This window comes from Pseudomonas sp. PA-5-4B (assembly GCF_021606215.1).
Taxonomy (GTDB): domain Bacteria; phylum Pseudomonadota; class Gammaproteobacteria; order Pseudomonadales; family Pseudomonadaceae; genus Aquipseudomonas; species Aquipseudomonas edaphica.
This window is the reverse complement of the sequence record NZ_WKDB01000051.1, coordinates 20,438-37,836: the sequence shown is the minus strand read 5'-3', so window position 1 is coordinate 37,836 and position 17,399 is coordinate 20,438. Positions and strand designations below refer to the sequence as shown.

General features: G+C 60.5%; 17 protein-coding genes and 1 other RNA gene. 11 read left to right on the top strand and 7 right to left on the bottom strand.

Features of this window, described 5'->3' with window-relative positions; translation table 11 throughout:
• Genes GIW28_RS22195 through GIW28_RS22185 form a run of 3 tightly spaced genes read right to left on the bottom strand, consistent with a single transcriptional unit; the run spans position 1 to position 2,862 of the window.
• Positions 1 to 1,650: a PqiB family protein gene (locus GIW28_RS22195; RefSeq protein ID WP_236446086.1), complete on the bottom strand. Its 1,650-nt coding sequence runs from the start codon at positions 1,648 to 1,650 to the stop codon at positions 1 to 3.
• Positions 1,631 to 2,275 (bottom strand): paraquat-inducible protein A, encoded by a 645-nt coding sequence (locus tag GIW28_RS22190; protein WP_170036285.1) that lies wholly within the window; start codon positions 2,273 to 2,275, stop codon positions 1,631 to 1,633. Before GIW28_RS22190 ends, GIW28_RS22195 begins: the two co-directional genes overlap by 20 nt.
• Complete coding sequence (locus tag GIW28_RS22185) at positions 2,272 to 2,862, bottom strand: paraquat-inducible protein A (protein WP_017138199.1); 591 nt, start codon at positions 2,860 to 2,862, stop codon at positions 2,272 to 2,274. Before GIW28_RS22185 ends, GIW28_RS22190 begins: the two co-directional genes overlap by 4 nt.
• 136 nt (positions 2,863 to 2,998) lie before the next feature.
• On the opposite strand from GIW28_RS22185, the gene GIW28_RS22180 reads away from it, so the two are divergent.
• Both GIW28_RS22180 and GIW28_RS22175 read left to right on the top strand, forming a co-directional pair.
• Complete coding sequence (locus GIW28_RS22180; RefSeq protein WP_017138198.1) at positions 2,999 to 3,643, top strand: MBL fold metallo-hydrolase; 645 nt, start codon at positions 2,999 to 3,001, stop codon at positions 3,641 to 3,643.
• 243 nt (positions 3,644 to 3,886) lie between these two features.
• The gene (locus tag GIW28_RS22175; RefSeq protein WP_017138197.1) at positions 3,887 to 4,666 is read left to right on the top strand and encodes an OmpA family protein; all 780 of its coding nucleotides are present in this window, start codon (positions 3,887 to 3,889) and stop codon (positions 4,664 to 4,666) included.
• 68 nt (positions 4,667 to 4,734) lie between these two features.
• On the opposite strand, the gene GIW28_RS22170 is transcribed toward GIW28_RS22175, so the two are convergent.
• The 4 genes from GIW28_RS22170 to GIW28_RS22155 all read right to left on the bottom strand — a co-directional run bounded on the left by GIW28_RS22170 (position 4,735) and on the right by GIW28_RS22155 (position 8,181).
• Positions 4,735 to 5,316, bottom strand: a complete 582-nt coding sequence (locus GIW28_RS22170) for a BON domain-containing protein (RefSeq protein ID WP_017138196.1) — start codon at positions 5,314 to 5,316, stop codon at positions 4,735 to 4,737.
• Positions 5,313 to 5,906: a phosphoheptose isomerase gene (locus GIW28_RS22165; RefSeq protein ID WP_007904374.1), complete on the bottom strand. Its 594-nt coding sequence runs from the start codon at positions 5,904 to 5,906 to the stop codon at positions 5,313 to 5,315. The genes GIW28_RS22170 and GIW28_RS22165 overlap by 4 nt, the downstream gene beginning before the upstream one ends.
• Positions 5,907 to 5,998: 92 nt before the next feature.
• Entirely contained in the window at positions 5,999 to 6,370 is a 372-nt protein-coding gene (locus GIW28_RS22160; RefSeq protein WP_017138195.1) for a YraN family protein, read from the bottom strand.
• Entirely contained in the window at positions 6,370 to 8,181 is a 1,812-nt protein-coding gene (locus GIW28_RS22155) for a penicillin-binding protein activator (RefSeq protein ID WP_236446085.1), read from the bottom strand. Before GIW28_RS22155 ends, GIW28_RS22160 begins: the two co-directional genes overlap by 1 nt.
• A gap of 165 nt (positions 8,182 to 8,346) precedes the next feature.
• Between GIW28_RS22155 and rsmI the strand changes: the two genes are divergently transcribed.
• From rsmI to mraY, 9 genes are all read left to right on the top strand, one after another.
• On the top strand, positions 8,347 to 9,252 hold the full coding sequence (gene rsmI / locus GIW28_RS22150) for a 16S rRNA (cytidine(1402)-2'-O)-methyltransferase (protein WP_236446084.1): 906 nt from the start codon (positions 8,347 to 8,349) through the stop codon (positions 9,250 to 9,252).
• 96 nt (positions 9,253 to 9,348) lie between these two features.
• Positions 9,349 to 9,702, top strand: an RNA gene (rnpB, locus tag GIW28_RS22145) — RNase P RNA component class A.
• A 355-nt stretch (positions 9,703 to 10,057) separates the two neighbouring features.
• Positions 10,058 to 10,513 carry a division/cell wall cluster transcriptional repressor MraZ gene (mraZ, locus tag GIW28_RS22140; RefSeq protein ID WP_003171868.1) on the top strand — a complete coding sequence of 152 codons (456 nt, stop codon included), beginning with the start codon at positions 10,058 to 10,060 and terminating at the stop codon, positions 10,511 to 10,513.
• Entirely contained in the window at positions 10,510 to 11,457 is a 948-nt protein-coding gene (gene rsmH / locus GIW28_RS22135) for a 16S rRNA (cytosine(1402)-N(4))-methyltransferase RsmH (RefSeq protein WP_017138192.1), read from the top strand. Before mraZ ends, rsmH begins: the two co-directional genes overlap by 4 nt.
• Complete coding sequence (gene ftsL / locus GIW28_RS22130) at positions 11,454 to 11,747, top strand: cell division protein FtsL (protein ID WP_003216203.1); 294 nt, start codon at positions 11,454 to 11,456, stop codon at positions 11,745 to 11,747. The genes rsmH and ftsL overlap by 4 nt, the downstream gene beginning before the upstream one ends.
• Positions 11,747 to 13,489, top strand: coding sequence for a peptidoglycan D,D-transpeptidase FtsI family protein (locus GIW28_RS22125; RefSeq protein WP_169986985.1), 1,743 nt, complete (start codon positions 11,747 to 11,749; stop codon positions 13,487 to 13,489). Before ftsL ends, GIW28_RS22125 begins: the two co-directional genes overlap by 1 nt.
• Positions 13,489 to 14,952 (top strand): UDP-N-acetylmuramoyl-L-alanyl-D-glutamate--2,6-diaminopimelate ligase, encoded by a 1,464-nt coding sequence (locus GIW28_RS22120; protein WP_017138190.1) that lies wholly within the window; start codon positions 13,489 to 13,491, stop codon positions 14,950 to 14,952. The genes GIW28_RS22125 and GIW28_RS22120 overlap by 1 nt, the downstream gene beginning before the upstream one ends.
• On the top strand, positions 14,945 to 16,315 hold the full coding sequence (locus GIW28_RS22115) for a UDP-N-acetylmuramoyl-tripeptide--D-alanyl-D-alanine ligase (protein ID WP_236446083.1): 1,371 nt from the start codon (positions 14,945 to 14,947) through the stop codon (positions 16,313 to 16,315). Before GIW28_RS22120 ends, GIW28_RS22115 begins: the two co-directional genes overlap by 8 nt.
• Positions 16,315 to 17,397, top strand: a complete 1,083-nt coding sequence (mraY, locus tag GIW28_RS22110; protein WP_017138188.1) for a phospho-N-acetylmuramoyl-pentapeptide-transferase — start codon at positions 16,315 to 16,317, stop codon at positions 17,395 to 17,397. The genes GIW28_RS22115 and mraY overlap by 1 nt, the downstream gene beginning before the upstream one ends.
• Positions 17,398 to 17,399: the final 2 nt, after the last annotated feature.

Below are 17,399 nucleotides of genomic sequence, written 5' to 3'. Positions count from 1 at the left end.
TCATTTGCGCGGCGGCCCTTGCAGGTCTGTTGGCGCGGCGTTGTCAGGGCGACCGCGAATCAGCGATTCCGGATGCCGGCCCAGGTAGTCCGACAGTTCGCGCAAGGAGCGCGACATACGCGCCAGTTCATCCAGGGTCTGGGTCAGTTGTTCACGTTGCGGCGAGTCTTCGGCCAGGGTTGAGTTGGCCGACTGCAAGGTCTTGCTCACGTCGCCCAGGGTGCTCTGCACGCCAGGCAGGGTCTTGGCGTTGAACTGGGCAAGGCTTTTGCGCAGCTCAACCAGGCTGCCGTCGAGGTTGCCGGCGATGCGCTCCATCGGCAGTTGGTTGACCTTGTTGACGATGCCTTCGAGTTTCTCCTGCAACTGTTCCAGATTGCCGGGGATGGTCGGAATGTTGACCGGGCGCAGGTTCGGGTCAAACGTGACTTTGTCGGCTTTCGGGAAAAAATCCAGGGCGATGTACAGCTGGCCTGTCAGCAGGTTGCCGCTGCGGGCCTGAGCGCGCAGGCCGTTTTCGATAAAGGTGCCGATCAGGCGCACGCCGCCCGCTTCATCGTTGGGGTCATGGTTGGTGGCCTTGAGCAGCTTGGTGTTGGCTTCGCCGAGCAACTGCGGGTAAATCACGATGCCGACGTTGATCGGGAAGCTGCGTTTTTTGGCATCGAAGTCCAGGTTGATCGACACCACCTTGCCGAATTCGACCCCAAGAAATTCCACCGGCGCGCCGACCTTGAGCCCACGCAATGCCTGATCAAAACGCAGCGCCATGTATTGCCCTTGACCGTTGGGCGGGGCGAGGGCGCTTTGCTGGTCGTCGAACAGTTCATAGGTGTGATCTTCGCTGGCCGGTTTGTCGTTGGGGCTGTAGGGCGGTGCCTGGAATGCGATGCCGCCGGCCAACATCGATGACAAGGACTCGGTTTTCAGTGCGAAACCATTGGCGCCGACGCTCAGGTCAATGCCGCTGGCATTCCAGAATCGCGTGTTTTCGGTGACGTACACATCATTGGGCGCATGCACAAAGACCTCGATCTTCACGCCCTTGCCATCGTCATCCAGCTCGTAGGCCACCACCTGGCCCACCGGGATCTTGCGGTAGTACACCGGCGAGCCGATATCCAGGGAGCCCAGGCCCTGGGTATGCAACGTGAAGCGTTTGCCCGGCTCGCCATAGGTGATGGGCGGCGGGTTTTCCAGGCCCTTGAACTGTTTGGCGCGGGTATCGGATTGGCCGATATCGGCACCGATATAGTCACCGGACAGCAGGGTATCGATGCCCGACACGCCACCGGCACCGATGCGCGGGCGCACCACCCAGAACTTGGAGTCTTCACGGGTGAAGCTTTCCGCCTGCTTGGCCAACTTGATGGTGGCGTTGACGCTTTTCTGGTCATCGCTCAAGGCCACATCCGAGACTTGGCCGATCACCACGTTGCGGTATTTGACTTCGGTTTTATTGGCGACCAGGCCGTTGCCGGTCTTGAAGTTGAGGATGATGATAGGCCCCTGTTGCAGCACGCTGTGTACCACCAGTGAGATGCCCACCAGCACCGCCACGATCGGCACGATCCACACCAGCGAAACGCTGAAGCGCCGCGTCTTGATCGCCGGTGAGCCGGCGGGGGTGTCAGTGTTGCGTGAACTCATCCGAGATCTCCTCGTTGTGTGGGTTTTCCCAGATCAGGCGCGGGTCGAAACTCATCGCCGCGAGCATGGTGAACACCACCACCAGACCAAAAAACAAAATGCCCAGGCGCGGCTCGATGGTGCCCAGCGCCTGGAACTTGACCAGCGCGGCCACCAGCGCGACCACAATCACATCGAGCATGGACCAGTAGCCGATCAGCTCGACAAACCGAAACAGCTTCGAGCGCTCCTTGCGCGCCCACTGGCTGTTGCGTTGCACGGTGACCAGCAGCAGGGTCAGCGAGAGAAACTTGATACCCGGCACCGCAATGCTGGCAATGAAAATGATCAGGGCAATGTCCCAGGCGCCATGCTGCCAGAACTCCAGCACGCCGCTCATGATGGTGCTGTCGGCGCCGGAACCAAGCAGGGTGGTGTTCATCACTGGCAATAAATTCGCCGGGATATAAAACGCCAGTGCCGTGAGCATGTAGGCCCAGGTGCGGGTCAGCGAGTGGAGTTTGCGCCGATGCAGCGGCGCGCCGCAGCGTTCACACTCGCTGGGTTCGTCGCGCATGTCGCACGGCTGGCCGCAGGTATGGCACAGGCACAGGTTGAGTTCACGGGCGGTCGGTGGTGAGTTCATACGGCGTCCCACAAGTCGCGTACGTCACGCCCGGCGATGCGAATCAGCAGCAAGGCGAGGGCGGCGAGGGCGAACAGGCCGGTGCCGGGGATCACGTCGAGCATGCCGGCCAGCTTGAACACCGCAACCATGGCGCCCAGCAGGCAGACTTCGAGCATGCTCCACGGCCTCAGCGCTTCCAGCCAGCGCATGCACAGTTTGAACGCTGGCGAGCGCTTGCCGGCCAGGGCGAAACTCAGCACCCACATCAGCAAGAGCAACTGAAACACCGGCGCGATGATGATCGAGATCGCCGCGACCAGCGCAATAAAAGTGATCGGCCCCAGGCTCAGCGCGACCACCGAGTCCCACAGGGTCGCGCTGTTTTTCAAGCCTTTGAGGCTGATGCTCATCACCGGATAGAAATTGGCAAAGGTCCACAACACGGCTGCGGTAACGGTGAGCGCGAGGCGCTGTTGCACCGACAAACCGTTGTAGCGCTGCAACACGCCCGCGCAACGGGTGCACAGGGCTTTTTGATGTTTGGCGAGCGTGACCTTTTCGTACACGCAATCGCAGTGTTCGCAGATGATCCGAGGATTGGCCATACGTCTTGCTCCAAATGCGACGCTGCGGTGCGGGTTCCATGGCGCTGGAGTAGCTTAGCAGTTGAGGCTCTTCGAATCCGCAGCAAGCTCCACCATACTGCGCCTGGAATGTGCCATAGAGCTTGCAGGAACGCCCATGAATATCGAAAAACCCGTGCTGATCCGCGAAACCTTCCCCGTTGGCCCTTTGCAGTGCAACTGCACCATCATTGGCGATCCGATCAGCAAAAAAGCCATTGTGGTCGACCCGGGCGGCAATCACGAGCTGATCCTGGCGCGCCTTGATGCGCTGGGCCTCAAGGTGGTGAGCATTATCCACACCCACGCCCACTTGGATCACTTCCTGGCGTCCGGCCAGTTGAAAGAGAAGACCGGCGCCACGCTGCATTTGCACAAAGAAGACCAATTTCTTTGGGATAACCTGGAAATGCAATGCCAGATGTTTCGTGTGCCCTACACGCCGGTGCCGTCGCCGGACCGCTGGCTGGAGGACGATGAGGAGTTGGCGTGTGGTTGTGGGGTGGCGCTGCATACGCCGGGGCACACACCGGGTTCGATGAGCTTCTGGTTTGCCGATGCCAAGCTGCTGATCGCCGGCGATACCTTGTTCAAGCGCGGCGTGGGGCGTACCGACCTGTGGGGTGGCGACCAGGCGACTATCGTGCGCTCGATCAAGCAGCGGTTGTACACCCTGGATGAGGGCGCGACCGTGGTGACAGGGCATGGGCCGGACACCTGTTTGGGTGATGAGATGCGCGAGAACCCGTTTGTGCGGGCTTGAGGGTACGCCTGGAAATAATTCCTGGGCGGGCGCTGTTCTCTCTCAAGCACCGCAGTAGCAAAAAACGCAGGTCGCGTTCAGCCTGCGTCTGCTACGGTTTCCCTGGCGGTGATAGGGGCCAGTATTTTGTTCTGGCTCGGGACGTGGCCACGGAATTTTTACCGTTTGTCGCGTTCCAAACTCCGCACAGGTCGATTGCCAATGTCCTCTGCACCACAGAATGCAAAAGTAGGAGCTCCCTTCATGTTCACTCCGCGTCGTCTGCTTGTTGTCGCTACCGCCGTAGCCCTGTTGTCCGGCTGCGCTTCACCTAATCCTTATGGCGGCAGCCAGGGACAGGCCAGCAACGGTTCCGAAGGGGGTATCAGCAAAACCGCCAAATACGGCGGCCTGGGTGCTCTGGCCGGTGCGCTGGCGGGTGCTGCCATCGACCATAACAACCGTGGCAAGGGCGCACTGATCGGTGGTGCTATTGCAGGCCTGGGCGCCGCCGGTTATGGCTACTACGCCGACCAGCAGGAAAAGAAACTGCGCGAAAGCATGGCCAACACCGGTGTTGAAGTGCAGCGCCAGGGTGACCAGATCAAGTTGATCATGCCGGGTAACATTACCTTCGCGACCAACTCCGACGCCATCGCCAGCAGTTTTTACCAGCCGCTCAACAACCTGGCCAACTCCCTCAAGCAGTTCAACCAGAACACCATCCAGATTGTCGGCTACACCGACAGCACGGGCAGCCGCCAGTTGAACATGGACCTGTCCCAGCGTCGTGCCCAGAGCGTGGCCAACTACCTGACCTCTCAAGGCGTCAGCCCGACCAACCTGAGCGCCCGCGGTGCCGGCCCGGATAACCCGATTGCCAGCAACGCCGATGTGAATGGCCGTGCCCAGAACCGTCGTGTAGAAGTTAACCTCGGCCCGATCCCCGGCCAGCAATACGGCCAGCCTGGTCAACAGCAGCAACAACAGGCGCCGCAGCAGAACAACCAGTTCCAGGGCAACCCGTACCAGCAATACCAGTAAACCCTGGGCAATAAAAAGGGCGCCGTGCAGTCAATGCACGGCGCCCTTTTTTGTGGCTGGCGATTACATCAGTCGATGTATTCGAACACTTTCACGATCTTCTGCACGCCGGACACGCCCTGTACCAGGTTGGCGGCACGGGTGGCTTCTGCCTGGGTCAGCAGGCCCATCATGTAGACGATGCCATTATCGGTGACGATCTTGATGCGCGAGCCAGGTACACCGCTGTCGGTGAGCATCTGCGCCTTGATCTTGGTGGTCAGCAGCGCATCGTTGCTGATGGCCAGCAGGGTGATCGGGTCCATGACCTGCAGCTCGTTGTGGACCTTCTTGACCCGCTGGACCGTCGAGGCGGCTTGTTCGGCCTGGGCCTTTAGGTCGGCACGCGGCGTCTGCCCGGCCAGCAGTACCACGCCGTTGAAGCTGGTGACCACAATGCGCGAGGCGCCGTTGCCCAGGTCGGTAGCGGCCTTGGCGACGTTGACCTTGACCTTGGTTTCGATCAGCGAATCGTCGATGGTGCTGCCAAAAGTGCGTGTGCCCCGGTCATCCTGAATGGGTGTGTCGCGTGTCGCAGTGATTGCCGTGCTGCACCCGCTGATGGCGAGGCACAGCGTAATGGCCAAAAGGCTGAGGCGGTTAACGGTCATTCTTCACTCCCGAACAGTTGGCTGTCGATCAGATCGCACAGGCAGTGGATCGCCAGCAGGTGGACTTCTTGAATGCGTGCAGTGACGTTGGCCGGGACACGGATCTCCACGTCCTCAGGCAATAACAGTGAGGCCATGCCGCCGCCGTCGCGCCCGGTCAAGGCTACGACAATCATTTCGCGGTCATGTGCGGCCTGGATCGCTTGAATAATGTTCGCCGAGTTGCCGCTGGTAGAAATAGCCAGCAACACATCGCCGGGTTGGCCCAGGGCGCGTATCTGCTTGGAGAAGATTTCGTTGTAGCTGTAGTCGTTGGCGATCGAAGTGATCGTCGACGAGTCGGTGGTCAGCGCGATGGCCGGCAGGCTCGGGCGCTCGCGCTCGAAGCGGTTGAGCAGCTCGGAGGAAAAGTGCTGGGCATCACCGGCCGAACCGCCGTTGCCGCACGAAAGCATTTTGCCCTCGTTGAGCAAGGCATTGACCATGACCTGACTGGCTTGCTCGATGTGCGGTGCAAGTACGTCCATCGCCTGTTGCTTGGTGTCGATGCTGGCCTGGAAAAGCTGGCGAATTCGGGATTGCATGTCCATCTGTGTGACCTTAAGTAGCGCGGCTGTTTGGCACAGAAATGTGCAGCCCGCAAAGCAAAGAGCAAAAGTGTGTGGTGAAGATATCCGGGCAATCAGCTGTCGAAGGCATTCTTGAGCCAGTTCAAATCAGCTGGGCCTGCCGGTGTGCTTTCCATGGCAACCACATCGAAACGGCAGGGGCTGTCAGCCCAGCGATGCTCTTTTTGCAGGAAAAACTGCGCGGCGAGTATCAGCTTCTGACGCTTGCGCCCATCGATACTGGCGAGCGCGCCACCCCATTGTGCGTGTTTTCTGTAGCGGACTTCGACGAATACTACTGTATCGCCGTCAAGCATGACCAGATCAAGCTCACCGCGTTTACATAACCAGTTCTGCGCCAGAAGGCGCAGACCCTGTTGTTGCAGATAGTTCAGAGCTTGCAGTTCGGCGTCCTTGCCGCTTTGTGCGCTGGACCGCTCGAGCATCAGCGCGGGGTGTCCGGCAGGCGTTGAATCTCGCCGCCGACGAACTTCGCCCATGGCATCTGGCGGTCAACACGCTGGTAGGCGCCGATACCCAGGTTGCCCGACAGGCCGTCAACGCGAGTGTCCGGCAATGCCTTGAGTTGGCCCAGGCGCGGTGCCAGGCGGTAGGCGTCCACGCCCATCGCATACAGGCGGCCAAGGCTGCCATTGGCCTGTGGCCATTGCGCGGCAACCTGGTTGCGCAGCGGGTCGGTGGTGTTGAGCAGCCACGGGGTTTCGCAGAACATCACGTTGGTCATGTCCAGGTACTGGTTTTTGTCGCCGCTGGCGCTGAACACGTGGGACGTCGCATACACAGGTACATCACCGGCGTACTGGAAGTTAAGTGTCGGTTTGATCTGCTGGGCCAGTTGCGGCGTCACAGCCAGGAAGATGAACTCGATGTCCTGGCGGCGCGAAGGTTGCGCGGCGACGTCGGTGCCGACGGTGCTTTGCAGGCTCTTGGCGCGGCCTTCGCTTTTACGCAGCTGGAACAGGTCAGCAATCTGCTGGGCGAGGGCCACCGGCTGATCGACGTACTCAACGCCAACCACGGTGCCGCCGTTGGCTTCCCAGTCCTGACGGAAGGCTTTATAGACGCGCTCACCCCATTCGCCACGCGGCACCATGGCGGCGGCGCGGTGCAGGCCGTCGGCACGGGCGCGACGCGAGACTTCGCGGGCTTCGTCTTCAGCGGCCAGGCCGAACTGGAACAGTTGCGGCGGGTTTTCGTTAAGTTCGCTGTAGTTCAGGCCCAGGGTGGTGATCGGCAATTGCCCGCGGGAGGCGAGCTGCTTGACCAGTGGTTTCTCCAGCGGGCCGACTACCAGTTGCACGCCGGCAGCCTGGGCCTTGGCGTAGAAGTCGTCGAGGGAGGTCAGGCGCGAGCTGTCATAGAACTCGATCACCGGCGGCTTCTGCCCGGCTTGTTCAGCCTGGAAGTGCGCCGCCATGAAGCCTTCGCGCAGCGCCTTGCCGACCGCCGCCAAAGGGCCTTCCTGCGGCAGCAGCAACGCGATTTTGGTCAGCGGCTGGCTGGCCAGCTCCTTGAGCTTGGTCAGCGGGGTCGGCAGGTTGACTGCCGCCGGGTGGCCTGGGTTCTGCGCGCGCCAGGTATCAATGGCGGCTTGCTGTTGTTCCAGGGTGCCGGCGCCTTTGATTGCCTGGGCCAGGGTGATCCAGCCGTCGAGGGTCGGGTTGCCGCTGGCTTGCAGTTGCTCTGCAGGCAGCGCGGCGACCAGCGCCCAGATGGCTTCGTGGTTGCTCTTGGCGGCATCACCCGTCAGCAACGGGGCCATGGCCACCCGCTCACGCGCGGCAGCCATAGTCTGGCCATCGGCTTCATAGGCGCGAGCATGCACGGCGCCGGTACGGATCTGCTGGTCAGTCGGCAGCTCCTTCAGGCTTTGCAGGCTGGGGTGGTTCAGGGCGGCCAGAGCCGCTTTGGGTTGGTTGCGCGCCATGGCCAGTTCCGCGGCCAGGGTGCTGGCAAAGACTTGTGCGGCCGGCTTCAGGACATCCAGGGGCACCTGCGCAAGAATCTGCGACGAGCGGCCAGGGTTGTTCTGGTGGTAGGCCAGGTCTGCCGCACTCAGGCGCAGCATCGCGGCCTTTTCTGGCGTACTGGCCTTTGTGGCCTGTTCGAGCAGTTGCTCGATACTGGCATCCGGGGTCCGGGGGAGGTCGCCAAGGCTGGACGAGGGCGAGCTGGCGCACGCGGCCAGTAAGGCAGCGAGGCAGAGGGCGGAGAGCAGCCGCAGGCAAGCGATCATGTAAGTGTTCCTGATACCGATCAAATTAGCGTGGAATTGTACCCAAGCACTGGCCCAGGCGCGATGTTACTGGCGTGAAACCATCGATTTAGGTCGTGTAAATGTTGCGAGCCGGCATCGATGGCCGACCTCGAGGGCATATTATCGGGGCGCCTACGCGCTACAATGCGACTTTTCCTTACCATCGAGGTGTGCGTTTTGACTGCTCCAGGTCCTTTGAATTCCACTGCAGGCTCGCTTTTTGTCGTGGCGACGCCCATTGGCAACCTGGACGACATCAGTGCTCGGGCGCTGAAAGTGTTGCGTGACGTAAAATTGATCGCGGCGGAAGACACGCGGCACTCCCAGCGTTTGATGCAGCATTTTGGCATCAGCACGCCATTAGCCGCGTGCCATGAGCATAACGAGCGCGAAGAAGGCAGCCGTTTTATCACGCGCTTGCTGGCGGGTGACGATGTGGCGTTGATCTCGGATGCCGGCACTCCGTTGATTTCCGACCCTGGCTATCATCTGGTTCGCCAGGCGCGTGCCGCTGGTATCAATGTAGTGCCAGTTCCGGGAGCGTGCGCGCTGATTGCGGCATTATCGGCCGCCGGGTTGCCGTCGGACCGTTTTATCTTCGAAGGTTTCCTGCCCGCCAAGGCGGTTGGGCGCCGTGTGCGACTGCAAGCGTTAAAGGAAGAGCCGCGTACGTTGATCTTTTACGAGGCGCCGCACCGCATTCTCGAGTGCTTGCAGGACATGGAGCTGGTGTTCGGCGGCGAACGCCTGGCGCTGTTGGCTCGGGAGCTGACCAAGACCTTCGAGACCCTCAAAGGCTTGCCGTTGGAAGAGCTGCGTGCGTTCGTTGAGGGCGACAGCAACCAGCAGCGCGGTGAGTGCGTGGTGCTGGTGGCCGGCTGGACCGCACCGGAAAATGAAGACGCGGTGGGCAGCGAGGCTATGCGCATCCTGGATCTGCTGCTTAAGGAAATGCCCCTGAAGCGTGCGGCAGCCCTGGCGGCTGAGATTACCGGCTTGCGTAAGAACGTGCTGTATCAAGTCGCGCTGGATAAGCAGAAAGCCGAATAGTTCCGGGGTTACGCCGGTATCCCGTCCGAACGTGATGGCATTGCTGCACTTTTAATACTTGTCCTCAAGCCGTCGTGCCGTTAACCTGCGCGGCGGAGAGTCGATTGGACAGTCGCTGCCCTCTATGAAAATTAGGGGGGGGAGGAAAGTCCGGGCTCCATAGGGCGAAGTGCCAGGTAATGCCTGGGAGGCGTGAGCCTACGGAAAGTGCCACAGAAAATAACCGCCTAAGCACTTCGGTGCCGGTAAGGGTGAAAAGGTGCGGTAAGAGCGCACCGCACGACTGGCAACAGTTCGTGGCTAGGTAAACCCCACTTGGAGCAAGACCAAATAGGGTCCCAAGGCGTGGCCCGCGCTGGGACCGGGTAGGTTGCTAAAGATGTCCAGTGATGGCCATCGTAGACGAATGACTGTTCAAGACAGAACCCGGCTTACAGATCGACTCTCCACCTTTTTTCCTTCTGCCCGAATCTCGGGCAGAAAACCGGTAGTAACGCAAGAATCCCTCCCTGCCAAATCATTGGCAGATGCATCTTCGTAATACCAAAAAAATCTTACTCTTAATAAATTACTTTAACTTTAAGCCGTAGCTCCATGAGCTATTTGCGGTTGCTGAGTCAAAAACATCGCCAAACTCGCGTTTCTCCTCCTTTTACGTTCCTAAATCTCCGTTCTGTAAGGCTTTTCCTTGAATCCGCGCCTTGACGGTGTGGTGGGCGCATTCCTATAGTGTGCGCAAGTGGCGGAAAGTGGCACAAAGTGGGTTTTTTGAACGTAAAACGCTAAAATTTGGAGAAACGCATCTGTGTTTCGCGGAGCTAACGCTATCAGTCTCGATGCAAAAGGCCGTCTCGCCATGCCGAGCCGGTATCGTGACGAGCTCATTTCGCGAAGTTCAGGCCAGTTAATCATCACGATTGACGCCGTTGACCCTTGTTTGTGTGTTTACCCCCTCGATGAGTGGGAGTTGATCGAAACCAAGTTGCGCGCTCTGCCTTCATTGCGTGAAGAAAACCGCCGCCTGCAGCGTCTGCTGATCGGTAATGCCGTCGACCTTGAACTCGATGGCAGTGGTCGTTTCCTGGTGCCGCCGCGCTTGCGCGAGTACGCCAAGCTGGATAAGCGCGCAATGCTGGTGGGCCAGCTGAACAAGTTCCAATTGTGGGACGAAGATGCCTGGGATGCTGTTTCTGCAGCAGACCTGGCTGCTATTCAACAACCGGGCGCTATGCCTGATGAACTGCGTGATTTGATCCTGTGACTATTGATAGCGGCTTTAACCACATCACCGTACTGCTTGACGAAGCCGTTGAGGCTCTCGCCGTACGCGCGGATGGCTGCTATGTGGATGGCACCTTCGGCAGGGGCGGGCACAGCCGGTTGATACTCAGCCAGCTCGGCTCCGACGGTAAACTCCTCGGGTTCGACAAAGACCCTCAAGCGATTGCCACCGGGCAAGCGCTAGCGGCCGAAGACGGCCGCTTTGTCGTTGTGCAGCGCAGCTTTGCCGAGCTGGGTGCCGAAGTCGCCGAGCGCGGTATGGCAGGTAAGGTGGCCGGGGTTTTGCTCGACTTGGGCGTATCCTCCCCACAGCTTGACGACCCCGAGCGCGGCTTCAGTTTCATGAACGACGGCCCGCTCGACATGCGCATGGACCCGACTCGTGGCATCAGCGCTGCGCAGTTCATCGCCACTGCGCCCCATGAAGAAATTACTCGCGTGTTCAAGGAATACGGTGAAGAACGCTTCGCCGGCCGCATGGCCCGTGCCGTGGTTGAGCGCCGTGAAATCCAGCCGTTCGAGCGCACCGCCGACCTGGCTGAAGTGCTCAAGGTCGCAAACCCTGCGTGGGAAAAGGGCAAGAACCCGGCAACCCGTGCGTTCCAGGGGCTGCGCATTCACGTCAATAACGAACTGGGCGATCTGGAAGCCGGCCTCGAAGCCGCACTGGATGCCTTGGAAGTGGGTGGTCGCCTGGTGGTGATCAGCTTCCACTCCCTGGAAGACCGCATCGTCAAACTGTTCATGCGTCGTCTGGTCAAGGGCGAGTCCGATAACCTGCCGCGCAACCTGCCGGTGCGTTTCGAAGCCTTTGTGCCGAAAATCAAAATCCATGGCAAAGCGCAGTTCGCCTCCGAAGCCGAACTCAAGGCCAACCCACGTTCCCGTAGCGCCGTTATGCGCGTCGCGGAGAAGCTGCGGTGAGCAAGCTTTTCGCCAAGCCCCTCCCGGGCGGCAGCTTCTTTATGTTGCTGTTGTTTGTCGGCGTGCTGGTGTCCGCAATTGCGGTGTCTTACAGCGCCCACTACAACCGTCAATTGCTTAACACCCTGTACGGGGAATTGAGCGTGCGTGACAAAGCGCAGGCGGAATGGGGCCGGTTGATCCTTGAACAAAGCACCTGGACGGCCCATAGCCGTATTGAAGTGCTGGCCACCGAACAGCTGAAAATGCACATTCCTGGTGCGGCCGAAGTGCGGATGGTGGCGCCATGATGAAACTTGAAGGTGCACTTTACCCGTGGCGCTTTCGCCTGATGCTCGGCATCTTGGCTTTGATGGCCGGCGCGATTGCATGGCGGATTATCGACCTGCAAGTGATCGACCGCGACTTCCTGATCGGCGAGGGTAATGCCCGTAGCCTGCGGCATATCCCGATTCCTGCGCACCGCGGCCTGATCACCGACCGTAATGGCGAGCCTCTGGCCGTGAGTACGCCGGTGACCACCCTGTGGGCCAATGCCAAGGAACTGCAAACCGCCAAGGACAAATGGCCTGAGCTGGCTGCCGCGCTGGGCCAGGACCCTAAAGCCTTGAGCGAGCGTCTGGAAGCCCAGGCCAACAAGGAATTCATCTATCTGGTGCGTGGGCTGACGCCTGAGCAGGGCCAGCAAGTGCTCGACCTTAAAGTCCCCGGTGTCTATGGCATCGAGGAGTTTCGTCGTTTCTACCCGGCGGGTGAAACCACCGCGCATATGGTTGGCTTTACCGACATTGATGACCACGGCCGTGAAGGTGTGGAGCTGGCCTACGACGAATGGCTGGCCGGCGTGCCCGGCAAACGGCAGGTCATCAAGGATCGACGCGGCAGACTGATTAAAGATGTCCAGGTGACCAAAAACGCCAAGGCCGGTAAGCCCTTGGCGTTGTCGATTGACCTGCGTCTGCAGTACCTGGCCAACCGCGAGCTGCGTAACGCGATCATCGAGAACGGCGCCAAGGCCGGTAGCCTGGTGATCATGGACGTCAAGACCGGCGAGATCCTCGCCATGGTCAACCAGCCGACCTACAACCCGAACAACCGTCGAAACCTGCAACCGGCGATGATGCGTAACCGCGCCATGATCGACGTGTTCGAGCCGGGTTCGACCATGAAAGCCATTTCCATGAGTGCCGCCCTGGAAACCGGGCGCTGGAAGCCGAGCGACAAGGTCGAGGTTTACCCAGGCACCTTGCAGTTGGGCAAATACACCATTCGTGACGTGTCCCGCAGCGAAGGGCCAGTGTTGGATTTGACAGGTATCCTGATCAACTCCAGTAACGTCGGCATGAGTAAGGTCGCCTTCGATATCGGCGGCGAAACCATCTATCACCTGGCGCAAAAAATCGGCTTGGGCCAACCCACCGGCCTGGATTTCCCAGGCGAGCGCGTGGGCAACCTGCCGAACTACCGCGACTGGAAAAAAGCCGAGACTGCCACGCTCTCCTACGGCTACGGCCTGTCGGTAACCGCGATCCAGCTGGCCCATGCGTTCTCTGTATTGGCCAATAATGGCCGTATGGTTCCACTGAGCTTGATTCACGTCGACGAAGCGCCGAAAGCCACCCAGGTAATCCCGGAAAAAGTCGCCAAGACCATACAAGGCATGCTGCAACAAGTGATCGAAGCCCCGCGCGGTGTGTTCCGGGCACAGGTGCCGGCTTATCACGTGGCCGGCAAGTCTGGTACTGCACGTAAAACCTCGGTCGGCACCAAGGGCTACGCCGAAAACTCTTACCGCTCGCTGTTCGCCGGCTTCGGTCCGATGAGCGATCCGCGCTACGCCATCGTCGTAGTGATTGATGAACCGAGCAAGGCCGGCTACTTCGGTGGCCTGGTGTCGGCTCCGGTATTCAGCAAAGTGATGTCCGGCACCCTGCGCCTGATGAATATTACGCCGGACAACCTGCCGCCGACTCAACAAGCGAACGCAGGACCACCGGCCGCAGCTGTCAAAGCCAATGGAGGGCGCGGCTGATGTCTCTTAGCCTGAACAAGATTTTTGCCCACGCCGGACGCGATCTGCTGATTCGTGAATTGAGCCTGGACAGCCGTAATGTACGCGCCGGTGATCTGTTCCTGGCGGTGCCCGGCGGCAAGCTCGATGGCCGTGCACATATCGCCGATGCCCTGCAACGAGGCGCGGCCGCCGTGGCTTATGAAGTGGAAGGCGCCACCGTGCTGCCGATCACCGACGTGCCCTTGATTCCGGTCAAGGGCCTGGCCGCGCAACTGTCGGACATCGCCGGGCGTTTTTATGGTGACCCGAGCCGTCAGTTGAACCTGATCGGTGTGACTGGCACCAACGGCAAGACCAGCGTGACCCAATTGGTTGCGCAGGCACTCGACCTGCTGGGCCAGCATTGCGGCATCGTCGGCACCCTGGGCACGGGTTTTTACGGTGCGCTGCAAAGCGGTCTGCACACCACGCCGAACCCGATCGCCGTGCAAGCGACCCTGGCCGACCTGAAAAAGGCCGGTGCCAAGGCGGTTGCCATGGAAGTGTCATCCCACGGTCTGGACCAGGGCCGTGTGACTGCCTTGGCGTTTGACGTGGCGGTGATGACCAACCTGTCTCGCGACCACCTCGACTACCACGGCACCATGGAGGCGTACGCCGCCGCCAAGGCCAAGCTGTTCGCCTGGAATGACCTGAAGTGCCGGGTGGTAAACCTGGATGACGCATTCGGCCGCCAACTGGCTGCCGAAGACAGCGAAGCACGCCTGATCACCTACAGCCTGGAAGACTCCAGCGCGTATCTGTATTGCCGTGAAGCCCAATTTAATGACGAAGGCGTGCTCGCCACGCTGGTCACGCCCCAGGGCGAACACCACTTGCGCAGCACCTTGCTCGGGCGTTTCAACCTGAGCAACGTGCTCGCGGCTGTTGGCGCATTGCTTGGCCTGGATTACGCCCTGGACGAAATCCTGCGCGTGCTGCCCAAGCTCGAAGGCCCGGCCGGCCGTATGCAGCGTTTGGGTGGCGGCTCTCAGCCACTGGTGGTGGTCGATTACGCCCACACCCCGGACGCGCTGGAAAAAGTCCTCGAAGCCCTGCGCCCACACGCCAAGGGCAAATTGCTCTGCCTGTTCGGCTGCGGCGGTGACCGTGATCGCGGCAAGCGCCCGCTGATGGCTGAAATCGTCGAGCGCCTGGCCGATGGCGTGCTCGTGACCGACGACAACCCACGCAGCGAAGACCCGAACCAGATTTTCGACGACATCCGTGTCGGCTTTAAAGACGCCACCAAGGCCACCTTCGTTGCCGGTCGCGGTGCCGCCATTGCCCAGCTGATCGCCAGCGCCAGTGCTGAGGACGTGGTGGTACTGGCTGGTAAAGGTCACGAGGACTACCAGGAAATCAACGGCGAACGCCATGCCTTCTCCGATCTGGTCGAGGCTGATCACGCCCTGACTGCCTGGGAGGTCGCCCATGCTTAAAGCGATGAAGTTCAGCGAACTGACCCAGGCCTTGTCGGCCCGCGTAGTGTCGAGCGATTGCAGCTTCGACGGCGTCAGTATCGACAGTCGCAACATCAAGCCGGGGCAGCTGTTTATTGCACTGGCCGGCCCGCGTTTCGATGGGCACGACTACCTGAACGAAGTAGCCGCCAAAGGTGCCGTGGGTGCCTTGGTGCAGCGTGAAGTCACGGACTCGACGCTGCCGCAATTGCTGGTCGCCGATACCCGCCTGGCCCTCGGGCTGTTGGGCGCGCTGAACCGCGCCGTATTTGATAAGCCCGTTGCCGCCATCACTGGCTCCAGCGGCAAAACCACGGTCAAGGAACTGCTTGCCGGCGTGCTGCGCACACGCGGGCCGGTGCTCGCCACCCGTGGCAACCTGAACAATGATTTCGGCGCTCCATTGACCCTGCTCGAACTGGCCCCGGAACACACGGCGGCGGTAATCGAGCTGGGCGCTTCGCGCGTCGGCGAAATTGCTTACACCGTGGCGCTGACCAAGCCTCACGTGGCAATTATCAACAATGCCGGCACCGCCCACGTGGGCGAGTTCGGTGGCCCGGAAAAAATCGTCGAAGCCAAGGGCGAAATCCTCGAAGGCCTCGATGCCTCGGGCACCGCAGTATTGAACCTTGACGACAAGGCCTTCGAGACCTGGCGTGTGCGCGCCGCCGGTCGCAAGGTGCTGACGTTTGCCGTGCTCAACGCGGCGGCTGATTTCCACGCAGCCGACATCACCGTCGACGCCCGTGGTTGCCCGTCCTTCACCTTGCACACACCGCAAGGCAGCGAGCACGTGCAACTGAACCTGCTGGGCAACCATAACGTCGCCAATGCCTTGGCCGCCGCCGCTGCCGCCTCCGCCCTGGGCGTATCGCTGTTCGGTATCGCCACCGGCCTGGGCGCGGTGCAGCCGGTCAAAGGCCGCACCGTGGCACAACTGGCGACCAATGGCATGCGTGTGATTGATGACACCTACAACGCCAACCAGTCCTCCGTCTGCGCCGCTATTGACCTGCTTAAAAGCTTCGCCGGGCGCAAGGTGCTGGTGCTGGGCGATATCGCCGAATTGGGCGACTGGGCCGAGCAGTCCCACCGTGAAGTCGGCGCCTACGCGAGCGGTAAAGTCGACGCGCTTTACGCCGTTGGCCCGAACATGGCCCACGCCGTTGACGCCTTCGGCCTCGGTGCGCGGCATTTCGCTACCCAGGCCGAGCTGATCCAGGCGCTGGTGGCGGCTGAACACGACAAACACACAACCATTTTGATCAAGGGATCGCGCAGCGCGGTGATGGAAAACGTCGTCGCGGCCTTGTGTGGCTCAAGTACGGAGAAACATTAATGCTGCTGCTGCTGGCTGAGTATCTGCAACAGTTCCACAAAGGCTTCGCGGTCTTTCAGTACCTGACCCTGCGCGGGATCCTGGGTGTGCTGACTGCGCTGTCTTTGTCGCTGTTCCTGGGGCCGTGGATGATCCGCACCCTGCAGAACCTGCAAATTGGTCAATCGGTTCGTAATGACGGCCCGCAGTCGCACCTGTCCAAATCCGGCACCCCGACCATGGGCGGTGCGCTGATCCTGTCTTCCATCGGTATCAGCACCTTGCTGTGGGCCGACCTGCATAACCGCTACGTGTGGACGGTGTTGCTGGTGACCCTGTTGTTCGGCGCGATCGGCTGGGTCGATGACTACCGCAAAGTGATCGAGAAAAACTCCAAGGGTTTGCCCAGCCGCTGGAAGTACTTCTGGCAGTCGGTGTTTGGCCTTGGCGCTGCGATCTTCCTGTACATGACCGCGCCAAGCGCCGTCGAAACCACCTTGATCATTCCGATGCTCAAGGACGCCAGCATTCCACTGGGCGTTGGCTTTGTGGTGCTGACCTACTTCGTGATCGTCGGCTCCAGCAACGCGGTGAACCTGACTGATGGCCTCGACGGCCTGGCGATCATGCCGACCGTGATGGTCGGTGGCGCGCTCGGCATCTTCTGCTACCTGTCGGGTAACGTAAAATTCGCTGAATACCTGCTGATCCCTTATGTGCCGGGCGCAGGTGAGTTGATCGTGTTCTGCGGCGCCCTGATCGGTGCCGGCCTGGGTTTCCTGTGGTTCAACACCTATCCCGCCCAAGTCTTCATGGGCGACGTCGGCGCGCTGGCGCTGGGCGCAGCCTTGGGCACCATCGCGGTGATCGTCCGCCAGGAAATCGTGTTGTTCATCATGGGCGGTGTGTTCGTGATGGAAACCCTGTCGGTGGTCATCCAGGTGGCCTCCTTCAAATTGACCGGGCGCCGCGTGTTCCGTATGGCGCCGATTCACCACCACTTTGAACTCAAGGGCTGGCCAGAGCCGCGTGTGATTGTCCGTTTCTGGATCATCACCGTGATTCTGGTACTGGTCGGCCTTGCCACCCTGAAACTGAGGTAGAA

Coding starts and splice junctions, on each gene's coding strand:
- GIW28_RS22195 (WP_236446086.1), bottom strand. CDS start 1,650: ATGAGTTCACGCAACACTGACACCCCCGCCGGCTCACCGGCGATCAAG.
- GIW28_RS22190 (WP_170036285.1), bottom strand. CDS start 2,275: ATGAACTCACCACCGACCGCCCGTGAACTCAACCTGTGCCTGTGCCAT.
- GIW28_RS22185 (WP_017138199.1), bottom strand. CDS start 2,862: ATGGCCAATCCTCGGATCATCTGCGAACACTGCGATTGCGTGTACGAA.
- GIW28_RS22180 (WP_017138198.1), top strand. CDS start 2,999: ATGAATATCGAAAAACCCGTGCTGATCCGCGAAACCTTCCCCGTTGGC.
- GIW28_RS22175 (WP_017138197.1), top strand. CDS start 3,887: ATGTTCACTCCGCGTCGTCTGCTTGTTGTCGCTACCGCCGTAGCCCTG.
- GIW28_RS22170 (WP_017138196.1), bottom strand. CDS start 5,316: ATGACCGTTAACCGCCTCAGCCTTTTGGCCATTACGCTGTGCCTCGCC.
- GIW28_RS22165 (WP_007904374.1), bottom strand. CDS start 5,906: ATGGACATGCAATCCCGAATTCGCCAGCTTTTCCAGGCCAGCATCGAC.
- GIW28_RS22160 (WP_017138195.1), bottom strand. CDS start 6,370: ATGCTCGAGCGGTCCAGCGCACAAAGCGGCAAGGACGCCGAACTGCAA.
- GIW28_RS22155 (WP_236446085.1), bottom strand. CDS start 8,181: ATGATCGCTTGCCTGCGGCTGCTCTCCGCCCTCTGCCTCGCTGCCTTA.
- rsmI (WP_236446084.1), top strand. CDS start 8,347: ATGCGACTTTTCCTTACCATCGAGGTGTGCGTTTTGACTGCTCCAGGT.
- GIW28_RS22125 (WP_169986985.1), top strand. CDS start 11,747: ATGAAACTTGAAGGTGCACTTTACCCGTGGCGCTTTCGCCTGATGCTC.
- GIW28_RS22120 (WP_017138190.1), top strand. CDS start 13,489: ATGTCTCTTAGCCTGAACAAGATTTTTGCCCACGCCGGACGCGATCTG.
- GIW28_RS22115 (WP_236446083.1), top strand. CDS start 14,945: ATGCTTAAAGCGATGAAGTTCAGCGAACTGACCCAGGCCTTGTCGGCC.
- mraY (WP_017138188.1), top strand. CDS start 16,315: ATGCTGCTGCTGCTGGCTGAGTATCTGCAACAGTTCCACAAAGGCTTC.